13 protein-coding genes are annotated in these 17,843 nt (G+C 47.4%); 3 read left to right on the top strand and 10 right to left on the bottom strand.

From position 1 onward, the window contains the following. Positions 1-51: 51 nt before the first annotated feature. Positions 52-399 carry an HdeA/HdeB family chaperone gene (locus tag OGY09_RS03495; protein WP_020996283.1) on the bottom strand — a complete coding sequence of 116 codons (348 nt, stop codon included), beginning with the start codon at positions 397-399 and terminating at the stop codon, positions 52-54. Beyond that, on the bottom strand, positions 399-995 hold the full coding sequence (locus OGY09_RS03490) for a DUF308 domain-containing protein (protein WP_032944654.1): 597 nt from the start codon (positions 993-995) through the stop codon (positions 399-401). The genes OGY09_RS03495 and OGY09_RS03490 overlap by 1 nt, the downstream gene beginning before the upstream one ends. A gap of 281 nt (positions 996-1,276) precedes the next feature. Between OGY09_RS03490 and OGY09_RS03485 the strand changes: the two genes are divergently transcribed. Next, on the top strand, positions 1,277-1,909 hold the full coding sequence (locus OGY09_RS03485; RefSeq protein WP_032944655.1) for a YfdX family protein: 633 nt from the start codon (positions 1,277-1,279) through the stop codon (positions 1,907-1,909). A gap of 74 nt (positions 1,910-1,983) precedes the next feature. On the opposite strand, the gene OGY09_RS03480 is transcribed toward OGY09_RS03485, so the two are convergent. Together OGY09_RS03480 and evgA are read right to left on the bottom strand one after the other, a co-directional pair. Next, positions 1,984-5,226, bottom strand: a complete 3,243-nt coding sequence (locus OGY09_RS03480; protein WP_032944656.1) for an ATP-binding protein — start codon at positions 5,224-5,226, stop codon at positions 1,984-1,986. A 4-nt stretch (positions 5,227-5,230) separates the two neighbouring features. Further along, entirely contained in the window at positions 5,231-5,845 is a 615-nt protein-coding gene (gene evgA / locus OGY09_RS03475; RefSeq protein ID WP_008785570.1) for an acid-sensing system DNA-binding response regulator EvgA, read from the bottom strand. Positions 5,846-6,683: 838 nt separating this feature from the next. On the opposite strand from evgA, the gene OGY09_RS03470 reads away from it, so the two are divergent. Beyond that, positions 6,684-7,856, top strand: coding sequence for a hypothetical protein (locus tag OGY09_RS03470; protein WP_150388444.1), 1,173 nt, complete (start codon positions 6,684-6,686; stop codon positions 7,854-7,856). A gap of 88 nt (positions 7,857-7,944) precedes the next feature. On the opposite strand, the gene OGY09_RS03465 is transcribed toward OGY09_RS03470, so the two are convergent. From OGY09_RS03465 to dpaL, 4 genes are all read right to left on the bottom strand, one after another. Then, entirely contained in the window at positions 7,945-9,231 is a 1,287-nt protein-coding gene (locus OGY09_RS03465) for an MFS transporter (RefSeq protein ID WP_032944659.1), read from the bottom strand. Between the two features lie 78 nt (positions 9,232-9,309). Continuing rightward, positions 9,310-10,902 carry an N-acyl-D-amino-acid deacylase family protein gene (locus tag OGY09_RS03460; protein ID WP_008785573.1) on the bottom strand — a complete coding sequence of 531 codons (1,593 nt, stop codon included), beginning with the start codon at positions 10,900-10,902 and terminating at the stop codon, positions 9,310-9,312. Positions 10,903-10,969: 67 nt separating this feature from the next. Then, positions 10,970-12,154, bottom strand: a complete 1,185-nt coding sequence (locus OGY09_RS03455; RefSeq protein ID WP_008785574.1) for a YgeY family selenium metabolism-linked hydrolase — start codon at positions 12,152-12,154, stop codon at positions 10,970-10,972. Positions 12,155-12,186: 32 nt separating this feature from the next. Continuing rightward, positions 12,187-13,401 carry a diaminopropionate ammonia-lyase gene (gene dpaL / locus OGY09_RS03450; RefSeq protein WP_275399129.1) on the bottom strand — a complete coding sequence of 405 codons (1,215 nt, stop codon included), beginning with the start codon at positions 13,399-13,401 and terminating at the stop codon, positions 12,187-12,189. Positions 13,402-13,781: 380 nt separating this feature from the next. On the opposite strand from dpaL, the gene OGY09_RS03445 reads away from it, so the two are divergent. Beyond that, positions 13,782-15,530: a sigma-54 interaction domain-containing protein gene (locus OGY09_RS03445; RefSeq protein WP_032944660.1), complete on the top strand. Its 1,749-nt coding sequence runs from the start codon at positions 13,782-13,784 to the stop codon at positions 15,528-15,530. A gap of 56 nt (positions 15,531-15,586) precedes the next feature. Here the strand turns inward: OGY09_RS03445 and OGY09_RS03440 are convergent, their stop codons facing one another. Next, the gene (locus OGY09_RS03440; RefSeq protein WP_050592542.1) at positions 15,587-16,999 is read right to left on the bottom strand and encodes a tetratricopeptide repeat protein; all 1,413 of its coding nucleotides are present in this window, start codon (positions 16,997-16,999) and stop codon (positions 15,587-15,589) included. 220 nt (positions 17,000-17,219) lie between these two features. Beyond that, complete coding sequence (locus tag OGY09_RS03435) at positions 17,220-17,720, bottom strand: anti-virulence regulator CigR family protein (protein ID WP_032944662.1); 501 nt, start codon at positions 17,718-17,720, stop codon at positions 17,220-17,222. Positions 17,721-17,843: the final 123 nt, after the last annotated feature.

The following is a 17,843-nucleotide window of genomic DNA, read 5'->3' as shown; positions in this document are numbered from 1 at the left end:
AGGAACAGAGGTTGTCAATTCTAACTAAAGCCAGGCTATCAAAACGGTTAATCAATAGTGCAGACCGGAACCTTTCAGATTTACAGCCAGTTCACCCAGTTTTGTATTCGGATGCTGATGGCACATTTTAACCATTTTCGGTACAGCTTCCGTTTCCACCTCATGCAGGGGAACATAATCATCGCCTTTAAAGTCCGAATTTTTATTAACAATCACAAAGGCAATTGCCGTCTTGTATTGCTGACTCATATCAACAAATTCTTTACAGGTCATATCTTGTGGCGCAGCTTCCGTTGCCTGAGTAGCCAAAGCACGGGTCATTGGTGCCATAACAGAGGTCACAAGAATAGCCGCAGAAACCATCATTTTAATATTCACTATGCGCTCCAGAGTTAGCATTAATTTTTATCGGCGAGCTTATCAGTTTTAACCAGCGTCGCATTTCTACGCAGACTGATAAAAGCTAAAGAACTAAAGATCATCTCGACACCAATAAAAATTGAGGTAAATACATACGATCTGTCGGGATCCATATTCAGCCATACGCCGGCAATAAGCAGGTCAAAAATACCAATAAAAATGTTCCATCCATAACCCGGACTACGGAACAGTTTGACCCCAGAGGCGATACGAAAAATTCCCCCCAGAATAAACAGGCAGCAAAATACCACTGCCAGTGAATTCATGCCTATCACAGGATTCACGAGGAAACAGTAACCCAGCAGTAACCACGCGATAGCAAAAAAGGCATAGGTAAATTTGGCTTTCAATTGCTTTTTACCTGAACTAAACAGGCTATAAATAGAATAGAAACCACATACCAGGAACATAAAACCGGTTGCATAGCTTAAATAAACACCTGCAGCAATCGGATAAATCAAGCAGCAGATGCCACAAATCAACATCAACATCGCCATAATCGTCGCGTGCTTTTTATAATGAACGAGTGTTTTTTCATTAAACGCTCTCAGGCTACGCTGATTAAAAACAAACATACATCCTCCGTTATACATAAACGCAATGTAACCTGTTGACACAAGAATTATTACTCACTCAACATATGTTACTTACAGTGGAATGATAAGACTTCCACTAAGGAAGCGTATATAAGAACAAGAGAATGTCGCTATGCGTATATTCCTACACATGTCAGACATCTGACACTTGTAGGATTAAACGGTCATTATTCTATCTTGGCTCTGATTCCTCTCTTTAACATTATTTAATATGCTTATTGCGTTTGGTGACATATACCAAATTTATTCAGGAGAAAGTAATGAAAAAGATTATTCTTGCGGGTGTGCTTGCAACCATGATGGGTTCAGCACCAGTGATGGCTGCTACTGCTACCACAACCACTCCGGCGCAAGCTGCTACCGCAAATGTACAAAAAGAAGCTGCCGATGTTATGCAGGTCGCAGTGCAAGGCGCAAATGCGATGCGTGATATTCAGCTTGCTCGTCTGGCCCTGTTTCATGGACAGCCTGACAGCGCTAAAAAATTAACCGATGACGCGGCTTCCCTGCTGGCAGGCGACAGCAAAGATTGGGCGAAATTTGTAAAAGCTGCGCCTAAAGCCAAGATGATTGACGATCAGTACGTGGTTATTAACGCTACGGTCGCGCTGTCAGAAGACTATATTGCGACTCCGGCCAAAGAATCCGCTATCAAAACAGCGAATGGCAAAATGGCCAAAGGCGACTGGAAAGGTGCAGTGGATACTCTGCAACTGGCTGGTATCAGCGTGCTTCAGACCCAATACCTGATGCCTCTTAATCAGACTCGTAAAACCGTTGCCAGCGCGCAAAAACTGCTGGCTTCCGGTAAATACTATGAAGCAAACCTTGTGTTAAAAGGTGCTGAAGATGGCATTGTGGTCGATAGCGAGATGATCGGCGCAGGCCAGTAGTACTCAGCACTACGGAGTGTTGAACCAGGACTTTCTCTCCTGATCGGGCAGCTACGGCTACCCGATCAGGGGGATTAATGGCTAATCAGACTGTCTATCTCAATCTCAATTTCCCGCATAACAGCAATAATCTTCTGCAATGCCTCCTCGCGTACTGCCAGAGGAAGATCGTCATGTCGTCTGGATTCGAAAGGTTCGCACAGGTTCTGTAGCGCAGTGATACCCAGAATTTGCGCCGAGCCATGCAACCGGTGAAGAGCTCGCAAAAACAGCTGAGGTTCATCTTGCAGAACGGCTTTCTCAGCCGCTTGTATATCATTCAGCGTTGCCTCGCGAAATGTCTCGAGAATCTCGTTCATCAGTGCGCGATCGCCGCCGGTATTTTCCGTCAACACATTGAATTTCAAATGCCGGATTGTACAAGGAGACGCATAACCGGTTTCGATTTTACTCAATTCATGGGTCAGTGTCTGAATCGACACAGGCTTGAACAGGCACAAGTTCATACCATTTTGCAGGCATCGATCGCGTGACTGTGGAAGTGCGCTGGCCGTCAGTCCCCATATTTGTAAATTCGGCTGTTGACGACGTAGCGAAGCCGCAAGATCAAACCCGTCTTTTTTCGGCATATTTACATCGGTTATCAGCAGATCGTACGATTTCTTCGCCAGTTTGGCTTCTGCTTCCTCCCCATCACACGCTTCATCCACGCTGTAGCCAATGGCATTCAACTGTCGCTTGAGCAGCAGGCGATTGGTTGGATTATCGTCAGCTATCAAAATAGACAGACACGGAAGCGGTAACAGAGTACCGGGCGCATCGCCATCCGATACAATCGACTGACGAGCCGTTTCAACCGGCAGCGTTATGGTAAACGTGGTTCCTTGCAACGGGACGCTCATCAACTCCAGCGTCCCGCCCATCAACGTCACCAGTTCTTTGCAGATAAATAACCCCAGACCAGAACCGGTTTGTTGGCGCCCGCAGCGTCCCTGAGCGTAACGCTGAAACAGCCCCGCCTGCTCCTCTTCACTAATCCCGCAACCGGTGTCGCTAATGGCAATAGTCAGGGTACCGTGATTCTCCCCCTCAGGCATCAAACGGGCCGTCACATGAATGCTGCCCTGCTCGGTAAACTTCAACGCATTACCCACCAGGTTGGTGAGAATTTGCCGCAAAGCCTGCTGATCGACAAATACCCGCTCGTTCGCCGGCAACTGGCTAACGCAGGCAAGCGTAATGCCTTTCTGTCTGGCTAAGGCATCGAAAGAGTGGCACTGCAATTCAATGAGCTGCGAGAGATCCGTCCATTGAGGAACAACCTGGTATTTACCAGACTCAATCTTATCCACATCCAGAATCTTACCGATCAGCCCAAGCAATGACTGGGCCGTCGCCCCGGTAAGGGCAATCGCCTCTTTTCGCTGTGCCGGGCTGAGTTCTGAACTCGACAGTAATTCCACAAAGCCAACAATCGAACTTACCGGAGTACGTAATTCATGACTCATACTCGCCAGAAAGCGACTTTTGGCCTTGGTTGCTTCAATCGCTTTATTCTTTTCGTTTTCCAGTTCTTGAGATAATGCTTCTTTGAGATGAAGCTGCTCTTCCAGTAGCCGCTGCGATTGTTTCCTTTTATTTACCTCACGGGAGAGTGAGATCCCCCAGATCAGGCTAATTGCTATCAGCAGCAGCGCGAATATCCCCAGTTGATAGAACTGTTTGCTATATCGACTCCAGAAATCGACCTGCGTATTAGAAATTTTCGACCACCTCTCCGTCATCTGCAAAATTTCACGTGGCGGTATGGCCTGTAGCGCTTTATCCATAACTGACTTCAACATCGGCTCGTGGGGAGAAATCGCAAAACTTACCGACGCACCAGGCATATCTGGAAGCCTAAAAAAGTGCATATTTTTCTGGTAGTAATGATCGACCATAAATCTTGCCGACAATTCGGTAGCGATTGCCGCATCAACGCTGCCCTCCTTGACCATGGCCATCGCAACACTGCCAGTATCCGCATTCACCCAGGTGGCCTGCGGATAGCGTTGCTTCAGCTCGCTTTCCAGCACATGCCCGGCAGGCAAAGCAATGCGTATCGGCTTCTCCAGTAGCGATTCGGCGGTTTCCTCACGGGAAGTGATCATCACAAATGCCACATTCATCAGCGGATCGCTAAAGGCCGAATTGCTCGGGTTTTGATGAGTTAGCGTGATAGTGGGATACATATCCCACTGTTCGCCGCTTATTTGCTTTGTCTGCTCACTTTTGGAGCTAGCTAAAATGGGTTCAAAATCGAGCCCCGTTTGCAGATGAATAATATTCAGCAAATCACCAATAATACCGCGTAACTCACCACTGCGATCGACCAGCGTATAGGGCGAGTAATCTGGGTTGATTAAAATGCGGATAACATGCTTTTTCTTCAACCACGCTTTTTCCTGATCGGTGAAAGGAATAGGCGCATTCAGATAGGCAAGGTTGCCGCGGTTCAGCCAGTTCTGCATGACTTGCATATGAATTTCATTACTGATTGACGTAATGAAACCATCAAGAATATTTCTTAATACAGGCTGATCTTCGTTAACGACAAAATAATTATATTGTTCTTGCTTATCAAAGTAGTGCGTAATAACCAGTGATTGTGAGAAGTATCGAGAGATACAATGGCTGCTGGTGATATTGTTACCAATATAATATTGGTTATCGCCATTCACTACCGACGCCATAGCCTGATACTCGTCGTCATAAAATGAGACTTTAGCCTCAGGAAAAGCCCCCTGGATAACATCGAGAAAAGGGCAATCTCGCACACACGCGACGCTAACCTGATGGTTCGAGGTCAGCGGCAGCAGAGTGTTTTTTAGCGATGTTACAAGCGTCGGCCACGTGGTCAGCAATGCCGAAGTGCGCAACAGATTTCCGCCAACATCCTGCCGTCGGGACAGTTGGGTTATCAGCGTATCAACATCGTTATTGGCGAGCGCGGCCAGCGCCTCTTGCTCATTATCATACTGCTTTATAATGATTTTTAGATTGAGGTTCTTTTGCATTAACGCAAGGTAATCCGCGTTGACGCCCCGATAATATTCACCGCTATTTTGATAAACAATGGGGGAGACTTCCGGTAACCAGGTGCCAACAACCAAGGTTTTTTTATGCGCTAACCAGTTTGTTTCTTCCCTGTTCAAGCCGATATTTTGCACTGAGGTATTATAGTTACTTTTTAGCTCAACTTGCCGAGCTGAGCTTACACCCGTAGACAACCCGATGGTAAAGACGACCATCAAAAAAATAAAAAAGCGTTCCAGCATTACTCTATCCTATTTTATTTCTCTGCGCATAATCATAAATTTCCATTAATGATGAACAATCTAATTTTTCCATCAACCGGCTTTTATAGGTACTTACCGTTTTATTACTGATATTCATTTTGCTGGCAATTGTGCTGTAATCCATGCCATTAAGTATATAACGCAATACTCTCATTTCCTGGTTCGACAACGTATCAAGCTTATCCTGCTCGCTGACGGATGAACCAGTAAAGTGCTCAAGGGAAAAGGGAAAATAGCTATAGCCATTTTTTGCTGCTTCGATTGCGGCAAGAATATTATTCATACCTTCTTTTTTGCTCACAAATCCGTTAGCACCGTATTCGGCGCTACGTTTGCCGTAAAAAAATTCATTTTTGGCTGAAATGATAATGATTACACCAGCATAGTGCCGCTTTCTCAGCTGCTCCAGCACTTCGATGCCACTGATACCCGGAATATCCACATCGATAATCAACAGCTCCGGTTTAGTTTTTTCAACGGTTTGAACCACTTGATCCCCACTGTCGAGTTCGGTGGTCACGGCGATACCATTGGTATCGAGTAAGTTGCGGATGGCAATGCGAGCCAATGGGTGATCGTCAACGATTATCGCGTTCATTGCGTATAAGAATCCCGATAAATAAAGAGAGGCGATGGCTATAGAGCAGATGAGTCTTCAATATTATGTTTTATAAACGCAAGACTTTAAGAGGAAAATTCTAGCATAGCCACGCGTATATTTTATTATTTTTTCATAATTCGAATGAATAAATCATAAAAACAACATTTTGATTTACAAAAATTAAACTTTGAACCTTTGTAAATATCAAATCATTAACACAACACAAAGGAAAATTCCTACACATGTAGGACAGGTCTTTCATTTATTAGGATTCATTCTTAGCAAAGTTATTAATATCAATAGGGTAGTAAGCATTAGAACCGTAAAAATACGCCCCCCCCTCATCTGACGATCATTCCGTTAGGGTGGCATGGTGGAAAGCCGCTATCAAATAGCCGCTTACGTTGAACATTCCCATGCACATTTCTATGCCAGCAACTTTACATTACAAACAAATATTATTTTTCAATACGTTGCCTACGACAGTTTTTTGTTAATTTTATTTCTATATGAAATTATCCTACACTTGTCTTTATGCTTAAATAAAGCAGAAACAGCGCATTTTCAAATTTCCAGGTTACATCGATGCGCTGCTAAAAAAATAAGATAGAGCATTTTTCATACTTTCGGGTGATAACAATTTTACTAACCTGAATTTTGGAGAAACTGTAAATCCAGAAGGATCGTACACTGGCACAACCTGGCGGGAAGAAAAACCGGCCAACGTTAAAAGCACCACTTTCACATTCTAAGGAGAAAAATAGGTTACCAGAACAGTAAGTTACGCTTCTCTTCTGGTAGTAAGCAAAGCAATTGATTGATGGCGTATAGCAAAATGAATCAAATACGAGAATCATTAAACAATGTTGTATTCCCTGACACAATGCCTGACGCCTGGCCTTATCAATCCTGGTGTTCACCTGACAATAATGATACCGATATTACATGGTACTCATTTACTGAGCTGGATTTGATGATCGAAGCCTGGCTGGGTAAAGACTCACTCATCCCGGTGAACAAAACCGTATGGGGTTTTGTGAACGAAAATGAACCATTAATCCAGATAGTTATCCACGAAGATATTGCATATATTGCAATTAATCACAGATTCTATTCATGGGTAATTATTGTTGCAGGAACATACAACTTAAACATCAGTCTCGATCTTGCCTCCATATTTAAACACACAGCCTTAGCCGATACAGCGCTATGTATTATAGCCAATCGCGTTGACATACATTCAGTAGAGGTATCTCTTAACACCGCCCGCTCTTTTATGAACTTCGTTTTCTTTCATGAATTGGTTCATTTGATGTGTTGCCAGCATCAATACATCAAGATGAATGGCAACCAACTTCCGTATATCAGGACCATGGAGTTTATTGCCGACTTTCTAGCGTACGAACATTCACTCATGCCTGTAACTTACGAATATACCGTACAAAAAGACAACTGGGATCTGCAGATGAGTACCGCTCGATGCCTTGGCTTTGTCATCGCGTCCTATTTCATCATTAAGACGAAACAGATCAACAAGTTAAATCTATATCCATCCATAAATGAAAGAACTACCTTGTTGCTGAGTTATATATTATCGCCATCTTTAACGCGGAGTGAACGGGAGGGATTACTGCTAAAATATGAAGCCAGTGGAATAATGGATGCTTATATCCGGCGAGGAAAGCTAGGATTTAACATTGGCAATAATGATTCCCTCATCTCGACTGACTATTCTGCATGTCGTTGTAATTGCAGCAAATGCAGCGCATTCGCCAACGAGATATGTAACAAGGCCAAACCATTGAACAGCGAAGTATTAAACCATATGAGCATTTATACAGAATGCTTCCCTAAAAATAAGGTTTTTTACCCCTTTCCTGTTATAGATAAAAGAGATAACAAAACATCTCATTTTTGTAGTTTACAAAACCCTATACTGTTTTCCTTAGAGAAAACGATTAAAAGATCCTCTGCATTTCTTTCAAACCGATTCCTGAGTTTCCACTAAGAGCCTAATGGGATAGGCTCTAAATCACTTATTTCCGTCATCCTTAATGTGGCTCTGGAACAGCAGAGCCACAAGAGAGAGACATTAATCAGGCTTTACTGGGCAACGCTCCCACTGCCTGCGAGCTTTTGACTGTCAGTGTAACGACAGCTGAGCACAACAGTGCAGCAATCATAAAGATAAAGGCGCTGTTATAGCTTCCGCCACTACTTTGGATAAGCCAGCCGATGATAGGCGCTGATACAACCCCCGCCATCTGGCCGCCAAAGTTAACAATACCGGATGCCCGCCCCATGATGTTGCTCGGGATCGTATCCATCAGAATGCCCCAGAACGTCGCCATGGCAAAGAACATGAACAGGGCTGAGACACACTGATAAACCACCGCCATATCTGCACTGCTCACGCTGAAAGTCAGATACAGGAATCCCGCGGCAATAACAGAGGTTACGACATACAGCGTTTTACGCTGGGGTTTGAATTTGTCTGAGCAATAACCGCCTAATAATGTTCCGCCAGCCCCGAACAGGAAGGGAATGGCCGCCATGACACCGGTCTTTGCCAGAGAAAACTCTCGTACGGTAATCAGGTAGCTTGGTAGCCAGGTTGAAAAACCCCAGAAGGTAATATCAAACAAAAACCAGATACTGGCCATTTGCCAGAGCACTGGCATTTTGAGTACGTCTTTAAACGCGATAGCACTGGTGTTTTGCAGGCTCCCCTGATCGTCAGCAGCCAGCTCAGCCAGGTCTTGCTGCGTAATGGCAGGGTGATCTTTCGGGTTGTCACGTGTAAATAAGTAGATACCTGCCGCGATAAACAGACCGGGAATACCCAGCACGATAAAAACCATGTGCCAGCCAAATGCCCCGATGATACTTGCCGCCACAACTACCGCCAGCGCTGGGCCTAAGGTGTTAACCGTTGACTGAATCGCCGTGGCGCGACCACGCTCTTTCGACGGGAAATAGGTTGATATCATCTTCCATGAGGCCGACGGGAAACATCCCTCACCGATACCAAAAAAGAATCGTACTGCTAACATCAGCGGCAGCGTCAGCACAGCGCCGGTTAAGCTGGTGAACACAGACCACCATGCAATACCAATGGCCATGATTTTGCGCGAGCCAAATTTATCCGCCAGTAATCCACCGGGAATCTGAAAGGCAGCATAACCAATAAAAAAGGCGCTAATAATTAAACCTTGTTGAGTCGTATCAAGATTTAAATCTTTGCCAATATAAGGGAGCGAAACGCTCATCACCATTCTGTCGAGAAAAGAGAGCAGCCACGCCAGCCAGATCAGGGTCAGGACGGTATATCTTGCTTTCCAGGTCTTGGGTTTACCTGAAGGTAAAGACGTTTGTAGGTTCATTGTGATGTCCTTAGGGTGTAGTGATCTACCGCGGCCATAAATAGTCGCGATAGATCCATGCGTGTTTAGCGTTATTTATTAATATTGTTTTCTAATAACCGTACCGCTACAGGCATAACTTTCCGTGCCATTGATTAAGGCAATGCGCCCATTAACCATGACAATTTCAATCCCTTCCGGGTACTGATTGGGTTCCACAAAAGTGCCTTTATCCGTAATTGTGTTCGGATCGAACATCACAATATCCGCTGCATAACCCACCTTCAGCAGTCCGCGATCCTGCAAACCCAATACTTCAGCAGGTTTTCCCGTCATCTTGCGGATTGCCGCTTCCCAGCTCAGACATCCCTCTTCACGGACATATTTACCGAGTACGCGAGGGAATGCGCCAAACACGCGCGGGTGCGGTTTGCCAGCCCCCATTAAGCCGTCGGTACAGACGTTTTGCTCAGGTCGACAGAGAAACTTAATCACGTGCTCTTCGGTACCGTAGAAGTCGACCATCCCCACGGCGTTTTCCTCTTCAAAGAGCAGATCGAAGGTGGCGTTGTACGGATCTTTTCCGCGCAGCTCGCCCAACTGGACGAGGTTCAAACCGACAGCATCCTGATTTTTTGCCGTTTTTACGCTGGTGACAAAAATCTGGTCCAAACCGGCAAAATCAATAAAGTTATCCCAGCCAGGAATACCCTGCTGAATATCATCAATCATTTTGGCGCGCAGTTCGGGCGAGGCGAGACGCTCAAGTAATTTGTCCGTACCACCGGAGTGAACCCAGGGCGGCAGGATCACGCCAAGCATCGTACTGCCCGCCACATACGGATACTGGTCGAAAGAGATACGAATTCCCTCTTCCTGCGCCTGTTCCAGCATGCCCAGCATCTGGTCGATCAGCCCCCAGTTTTTCTTGCCGCAAACCTTCATATGCGAAATATGTAGCCAGACGCCAGTGGCTTTGGCGATATCAATCAGTTCCTGGGTTGAGTTGATAATATCGTCAGCTTCACTGCGCTGATGCACCACAAAGATCCCGTCATATTTCGCCGTGACCTTACACAGTTCAATCATTTCGGCAGTATCACCAAAGGCGCAAGGCATATAGATAAGTCCTGTGGAAAGTCCAAATGCCCCAGCCTTTAGCTCCCGCTCAAGGACTTCACACATCTTCGCCACATCTTCACGGGTCGAAGGACGCCCATCCAGACCCATCGCTTCCATGCGCACGTTGCCATGAGGAACTAAATACGCGAGGTTTGTCGCCGGATGACGTGATGCCAGCAGATTGAGATAACCGTCTGTATTTTTATACTTCCAGTCAATTTTGTCGGTGTCACCGTCCAGCCCGGCGATATTTTTACGCCAGGCTGGAATATATTCTTCAGGTAGCGGTGCTAAGGCGACGCCATCCTGGCCCAACAGTTCGGTGGTGATACCCTGACGAATTTTTGCCGACAGCGCGGGGTTAATAATGGCCGACAGGTCAGAGTGCGTATGGGTATCAATAAAGCCAGGGCAAATAATTTTTCCTGTTGCATCAATTACCTGTTCATTGATGCCAACCTCAATTTGACCGATTTCGACAATACGTCCTTCATCAACCATCACATCGGCAATCCTGCCTTCACTGCCCGTCCCATCGATTACATTTCCGTTTTTGAAAATGGTTTTCATCGTTATTCTCCATGGCGGTGCTGCTGAGCGACACCGCCTGTAAGGTAAGAGGTGGTTATCTTTATTTTTATTGGCGATAGAGTGTCTGGATGATGCTGTAATAGCCGCTGGCTGAGCCGGTTAACTGATCGATCTCGATATACTCATCAATGGTGTGTGCCAGGTTTTCTCGTGAAGGACCGAAGCCGATGGTTTTGATTCCCGCTTCGCCCGCATAGTGGCTACCGTTGGTACAAAATGAGTACTGCGTAATGGTTGGATTAAAGCCAGCCTCACGAATGCCCACTAACGCTGCCTGCACAAATTCGTCGGACTCGTCGTACACCCAGCCGGGGAAGAAACGCTCTCCCTCAATCGTGGCGCCGGTATAGCAAGACTCCTGACCCACCGCGTAGGACACTCGGGCCTTAAACTGCGGATCCTGAGCAATAAGTTCAGCAAGCGCATTTTCCAGCGGAGCAATCACGCTTTCTTTGGTTTCACCCACCAGCAAACGGCGATCGTAGGTTGCGCGACAGTAATCCGGTACCACCGAGGCTCCCGGGTACGGCGAAGATTTAATGTCGGTCAGTTCCAGAATGCCAGGCCCCAGAACCGGATGCGTCGGCGGCGTGATCGTGCGAATTTTGTCGATCAATTGCGCCATTTTGTACACCGCGTTAATCCCCGCCTGTGGGTTAGCGGAGTGCGCGGGCTTACCAAAGGTTTCGACCACAATCTCAGCACGGCCACGCTGACCAATTTTCAGGTTTAACTCGGAAGCTTCACCGATAATCACGTAGTCTGGCTTATAGCGCTCGCTGACCAGGCGGGCAGCAATACCTTCAAAACACTCTTCATGCACGATGCACGCAACGTAGATTTTCCCGGCAAAATTTCGCTGATTGTCCTGACCGAAAAAGCCCACGGCGGAGATCATCGCCGCCACGGCACCTTTCATGTCTGTTGTGCCGCGACCATAAATTTTGCCATCTTCAATATCGCCGCCGTATGGGTTGCGGGACCACTTCTCTTCATTCACCGGCACGGTATCGATATGTCCATCGAGAACCAGCGTTTTCCCCGGCTGGTTGCCGACAATGCCGCCAACAATGTTGCCGTACTTATCAACGTGGATGTCATCGAATTGGTAATGCTGCATCATTGTTTTTATGGCATTAACCACTTCCCCTTCCTGACCGGAATAACTTTTTTGTTGGATCAGCGCCTGACAGTTTTTAATGACTTCTTCAATGCGGTTTGCAGATAACATGGGTTTCTCCGTTATATCTCTCAATCAGGGAATTATTTGTTGATGCCCGGGTACTGACCGCCCCAGACAATATCCAGATATTGTTGCGGGTCGGTATCCCCTTCGGTGCTGACTAACAGCACACGAGAGTGCGCATCCAGCCCCAGTTGCTCACGCGTTTGCGCCAGTTCAGGCGAGGTCATCAGCAGCGCCAGCAGACCGGTAGTAACCGCACCTGACTCACCCGAAATAATCTGTGGATCACCTGCCAGCGGGTTGCCCAACATGCGCATGCCCAACGCTGCAACTTCATCAGGACAGGAGGCAAATGCGTTGGCATAATCGCGCAGCAATTTCCAGCCGATACTGTTCGCTTCACCGCAGGCGAGACCGGCCATCACGGTTTGTAAATCACCGCCCACCGCAATGGCATCTCCCTCTTTCGAACGGGCTGAGCGGTAGAGGCAATCGGCAATTAACGCTTCGGCGACGATCACTTTCGGGCGATTCTCCCCCCAGGCTGCCGTCACCATTCCCTGCACCATTCCGGCAAACGAGCCGACGCCTGCCTGCACAAAAATGTGCGTCGGCGCAACCTGATGCAGCTGATCTATCGCCTCCAGCATCAGCGTGCCGTAGCCCTGCATAATCCACTGCGGGATCTTTTCGTATCCTTCCCACGCGGTATCCTGCACCACAATCCAGTCATACTTTTCGGCCTGTTCTGCGGTCATACGAACCGCATCGTCATAGTTCATATCGACGATCTCAGCGGTAGCGCCTTCGTTACGGATAGAGGTCAGACGTTGCTGCGAAGAGCCCTTCGGCATATACACCACGGCGTTTTGCTTCAGTTGGCGCGCCATCCATGCCACGCCGCGACCGTGGTTGCCATCAGTAGTGGTGGCAAACGTGACGGTTTGCAGATCGTGGCGTACCTCTTCGCTGGTCATCACGTCAAACGGCAGTTCGCTGATATCCTTACCAACTAATTCAGCGATATGGCACGCCATCGCATAGGAGCCACCCAGCGCTTTAAAGGCTTTCAGGCCAAAACGCTGAGATTCATCTTTGAGGTAGATATTTTTAACGCCCAGTTTTTGTGAAAGCGCCGGTAGCGTATACAGCGGCGTCGGCGCGTAGCCCGGAATAGACCGATGAAAATTCAACGCTTTTACCAGTTCCTGGCGGCTAAACGGTGCCAACGGCGCGTTCGGATGTTCGGTAAACGGTGTCTGGTTAATAAAAAATGATAAGTTTTCCAGCATCATAAAACCTCATTGTCCTGGTATTTCATTCCCTGTAATCGGTGAAATACAGAGATATTTCCGTTATCGGTATTGGCAATAGAGCAAAATGCTTACCAGCTTTTTATTAACCGAGTAAATTCTTATAAATATTTTAATAAAGGCTTTAATTTCAATAAATTAAATAGAAATAAAAATTGACACCAAAAATATCACTGCGTCAGTTTATCGCCTCATTTTGATAAATTCTCATTATTGATAAATAGTGTGATCGCTGAAGATAAAATAAGAAAAACATCCAAAAACAGCGTGATAGATTGATTTTTCGCAAATCATTTTTGCATTGCTTCGCCTATTTATCATTTTCCTTGAGAAATGCGACACACTGCCGGAGAAGTACCATGATTTCAGTACTCAGCAATATTCAGGATGATATATGCAATTATGCCGACGCTATTTCTGGCATAACGGGCACGGACGTTGAAATCATTGATGAATCTTTAATGCGCATCGCGGGTACCGGGAAATATCGGCATATGCTCAATGAGAACGTGGCCAAAAATGGCTACATCTATCGTCACGTTTTGCAGGTGCGAGAAACGGTACTGATCAAAAATCCCGGCGAGCATCCGCTGTGTCAGTTATGTGAAAAACACCACTACTGTTCTGAAATGCTGGATTTGAACGCACCCATTTTTCTCAATAATCGCGTGATTGGCGTGATCGGGATTATTTGCTCAACCCAGGCACAGCGTGACACGTTACTGAGCCAGATTGATAAATTTGTCACCTTTATTGAGCAAATCGCCGTAATGATCTCCAGTAAGGTCTTTGAATGCCTGGAGCGTTTACGCGCGCAGGAAACGCTTGGCGCATTTCGGCGTCTGATCGATGCTATGGACCGCGGCGTGGTGGCAATTGATGGCAAGGGGCTTATCTGGCATGCCAATCATTCAGCCGATCGCATCCTCAACCGTGAGGTTCAGGGATTACCACTGACCATTGAAACAACCGGAGATAGCCTGTATGGCGATGAAGAAGCGTGGCTGACGCTTGAAGGTCAGAAACATCATATACTGTGCAAACAAATTTCGCTCTCCTCGCAGGATAACGATCGCTTAACCATGGTTATCTTTCGTGATGCACACGACTACCTGAGTAACCTTACTCCATCCCCTTATGAGTCCGACATGCAGGTGCGACTGATTGGTCACTCTCCCTCAATGGAGCAACTCAGAAGCACCATCGGTAAAATCGCCAACAGTTACGCCAGCGTGCTCATCACCGGGGAAAGTGGTTCGGGGAAGGAGGTCGTGGCTTTTGCCATTCACCAAAGCAGTCCACGTAAAGCCGCGCCTTTCGTGACAATCAACTGCGCGGCTATCCCCGAACAACTGCTGGAAAGCGAACTGTTTGGTTATGTTCGTGGCGCATTCAGCGGGGCCGATCCCAAAGGACGAATGGGAAAATTTGAACTGGCCAACGGCGGCAGCCTGTTTCTGGATGAAATTGGCGATATGCCGTTGCATCTGCAGGCCAAGCTGCTCAGGGTCTTGCAGGAAAAGGCGATCACCCGCGTTGGCTCTAATAACACCATCAATATTGATGTGCGCATTATTGCTGCAACTAACAAAAACATTAATGCGATGGTGGAGAATAATCAGTTTCGCGAAGATCTTTTCTATCGCCTGAACGTGGTCCCTCTGGTACTCCCTTCCCTGCGTGAACGCCGGGCTGATATCGCGGTCCTCGCACAGTATTTTGCCGATGAGTTCTCGGTCAGTTACCAGCGACCACCGCAAAAACTGCCTGATGACGTTATTAACCGCCTTTATGCCTGGCACTGGCCGGGCAACATTCGTGAATTACGCAACGTGATCGAATACATTTTTGTGATGCGCGGAGAAGCCGCCGGGATCAACGCCAGCCATCTTCCCCCTTACCTGCTCACCGCCGCTGACGGTAGGAAAACGACGATGACCGCGCAACCCCGTCAGCTTGCCAGCAAAGGAAAACAGGCGGAAAGGGAAGCTATCGAAAACGTCATCCAGCGATTCGGCTCAAGCGTTGAGGGGAAAAAACAAGCCGCGACAGAACTGGGGATCAGCATTGCCACGCTCTATAGAAAAATAAAACTGTACGGTTTGTGAGCCTCCCCCTCTTAACGAAGAGGCTCACGTAAAACCATACTGTGCAACCGAGCGCGTTACAGGGCCGATTGATTTCGATGCTGCTCGAAATAGCGTCTGGCCTTGTCGTCAGCTTCTTTCAGGGCTGTCGGATTCAGGTTCTTCTGCGCGATATCCAGTCCATTTTGTGCATCAGAATTCCCATTAGCAAAGGCCACCGCACTCCAGATATACGCCTGAGCATAATCCTGAGTTACCCCTTTGCCTTCAAGGTACATGGTTCCCAGCATCCCCTGAGCTTCCGCATTTCCCTTTCTTGCGGCCTGTTCAAACCACTCAGCGGCTTTTTTATCATCCTGAGCGACGCCATTACCTTCTAAATACATCAAGCCAAGATCTTTCTGCGAGCCTGCATCTCCCTGGGCCGCGGCTTTCTCCAGCCACTCCACCGCTTTTTTACTGTCCTGGACCGTTCCCTCTCCTTTTGCGTACATCATGCCAAGCATGCCCTGGGCCAGCATATCCCCTTGAAGAGCAGCCTGATTAAACAGCTCAAACGCTTTTTTGTGGTCCTGAGCCACGCCAACCCCCTCGCCAAGGTAATACATCGCGCCGAGCATGCTCTGGCCCAGCGCGTCCCCTTTGCTGGCGGACTGTTTAAACAGCGCGAAAGCTTTGTCAGTATCCAGACCGACACCATCACCTTCAAAGTACTTTCTGCCCAGTAATCCCTGCGCTTTGGCATCCCCTCGTTCAGCCGCTTTACTCAATGACTTAACGGTGTTGTAGCCCTCTAATAGCGACGCCTTACTTTCAAGGAAACGCTTTGCGTCAGGATTGCCCTTCTCAACCGCACGATGGAGCCACTCAATGGCATGATAGTTTCCGCGCTCGGCAGCAATGCTTAACCACTCGACGGCCTGCTTATTGCCTTTTCCGACTTCGTTGTCAAACCACTCAATGACCTTACCGTCATACCAGCGCGCGCCCTCACCATCAAAGTAGACTAAGGCGAGCAGATAACGCGCATCGAGATTGCCCTGCTCAGCCGCACGTGTCAGCCATTCAACAGCGTTCTTGTCATTCTGCTGCACGCCCTTACCTTCGAAATACAGCACACCGAGATAGTATTGGGCATCGACATTCCCCTGGGCCGCCGCTTTGCTAAACCATTCGGCCGCTTTCTTGTCATCTTTCAGGCCGCCTTTGCCCTCGTAGTACATCAGTGCAAGCAGATGCTGGGCACTCGCATTACCCTGCTCAGCCGATTTGGTCAGCCACTCGCTGCCTTTACTGAAATTCTGCTCTACCTCTTTACCTTTTAAGTACACGGTTGCAAGCACAAACTGCGCCTGCGCATCCCCCGCCTCAGCACCCTGCTGTAAAACAGCCACAGGTTCTTTATTCCACTCTTTTGCTTGTCCCTGTGAAGATCCCGCACCCCACAATATTCCGATAAAAGTGAAGGCGAGGAGAGGCCGAATGTTCATAAAACGTAATCCTTGTTAAGAAAAGGCACATAATGGAGATGCTCCAACGGCAAGCCAACTTATTTAACTGCGATTGTGATCCATGTCGGAACTATCAGATATTAACTGGGAAATATGCAAAATATAATTCTTTGACTATGCGGGTGATCCTTAGTGAATAATGCACAACAAAAAGGCCATGTTAATAACATGGCCTTTCGTCTGGACATAGCGTTGAACCTTAATCAAACACACCATTAATAACAGCGGTGACAATCGCCGTGCTCAGTGCAATCAGCACCAGATTATCGCCAATAACCTGCCATTCATAGCCCGGGTAATACGGAAGTTGATTCAACATTGATGGCGGAACGCTCTTCCTGGCGATCCCCGGAGGAAGCGGTTTTCCTCGCGCCAGATTTTTGGCAATACCTGGAGGCAGTGACTTATAGCCCGTTAGACCGTATCTGACGGCATACTGCCTGGCCACGTTATAGCTGATGTCACTATCAACATGGTCCGACTTACCATAATTTTTACGCTGTTCTGATTGTGCGTTATTTTTTTGGTCCGCGTGTCCTTTCTGGCTATGACCACTATTCCCCTTGTTCCCGCTATTACCATGGTTGCCACTGTTACCATTTCCGTTGCCATTGCCGGGGTTAGCCAACACAGGAGTGGCACACATCGTCATCGCAGCAACGGCAACTACCGCCGCGGCCAAAGTACGGAGCCTGGACATGATGATTCCTTAAGCTGTGGATACAAATAAAAATGTACGGTATTCGCTGAATACTGGCTATCGCTTCAACTCCGATTTATGGGCAAATAAACGATGTTGCTTTGCCATGGGCTCCCCAGATTG

It is taken from the genome of Citrobacter sp. Cpo071, from assembly GCF_030332765.1.
GTDB lineage: Bacteria > Pseudomonadota > Gammaproteobacteria > Enterobacterales > Enterobacteriaceae > Citrobacter > Citrobacter portucalensis.
The sequence above is the reverse complement of the archived record's forward strand: the minus strand, read 5'-3'. Positions and strand labels throughout refer to the sequence as shown.

What these genes read in the sequence shown, in the direction of transcription:
- OGY09_RS03495 (WP_020996283.1), bottom strand. Translation starts at nt 399, where the DNA reads ATGCTAACTCTGGAGCGCATAGTGAATATTAAAATGATGGTTTCTGCG.
- OGY09_RS03490 (WP_032944654.1), bottom strand. Translation starts at nt 995, where the DNA reads ATGTTTGTTTTTAATCAGCGTAGCCTGAGAGCGTTTAATGAAAAAACA.
- OGY09_RS03485 (WP_032944655.1), top strand. Translation starts at nt 1,277, where the DNA reads ATGAAAAAGATTATTCTTGCGGGTGTGCTTGCAACCATGATGGGTTCA.
- OGY09_RS03480 (WP_032944656.1), bottom strand. Translation starts at nt 5,226, where the DNA reads ATGCTGGAACGCTTTTTTATTTTTTTGATGGTCGTCTTTACCATCGGG.
- evgA (WP_008785570.1), bottom strand. Translation starts at nt 5,845, where the DNA reads ATGAACGCGATAATCGTTGACGATCACCCATTGGCTCGCATTGCCATC.
- OGY09_RS03470 (WP_150388444.1), top strand. Translation starts at nt 6,684, where the DNA reads ATGAATCAAATACGAGAATCATTAAACAATGTTGTATTCCCTGACACA.
- OGY09_RS03465 (WP_032944659.1), bottom strand. Translation starts at nt 9,231, where the DNA reads ATGAACCTACAAACGTCTTTACCTTCAGGTAAACCCAAGACCTGGAAA.
- OGY09_RS03460 (WP_008785573.1), bottom strand. Translation starts at nt 10,902, where the DNA reads ATGAAAACCATTTTCAAAAACGGAAATGTAATCGATGGGACGGGCAGT.
- OGY09_RS03455 (WP_008785574.1), bottom strand. Translation starts at nt 12,154, where the DNA reads ATGTTATCTGCAAACCGCATTGAAGAAGTCATTAAAAACTGTCAGGCG.
- dpaL (WP_275399129.1), bottom strand. Translation starts at nt 13,401, where the DNA reads ATGCTGGAAAACTTATCATTTTTTATTAACCAGACACCGTTTACCGAA.
- OGY09_RS03445 (WP_032944660.1), top strand. Translation starts at nt 13,782, where the DNA reads ATGATTTCAGTACTCAGCAATATTCAGGATGATATATGCAATTATGCC.
- OGY09_RS03440 (WP_050592542.1), bottom strand. Translation starts at nt 16,999, where the DNA reads ATGAACATTCGGCCTCTCCTCGCCTTCACTTTTATCGGAATATTGTGG.
- OGY09_RS03435 (WP_032944662.1), bottom strand. Translation starts at nt 17,720, where the DNA reads ATGTCCAGGCTCCGTACTTTGGCCGCGGCGGTAGTTGCCGTTGCTGCG.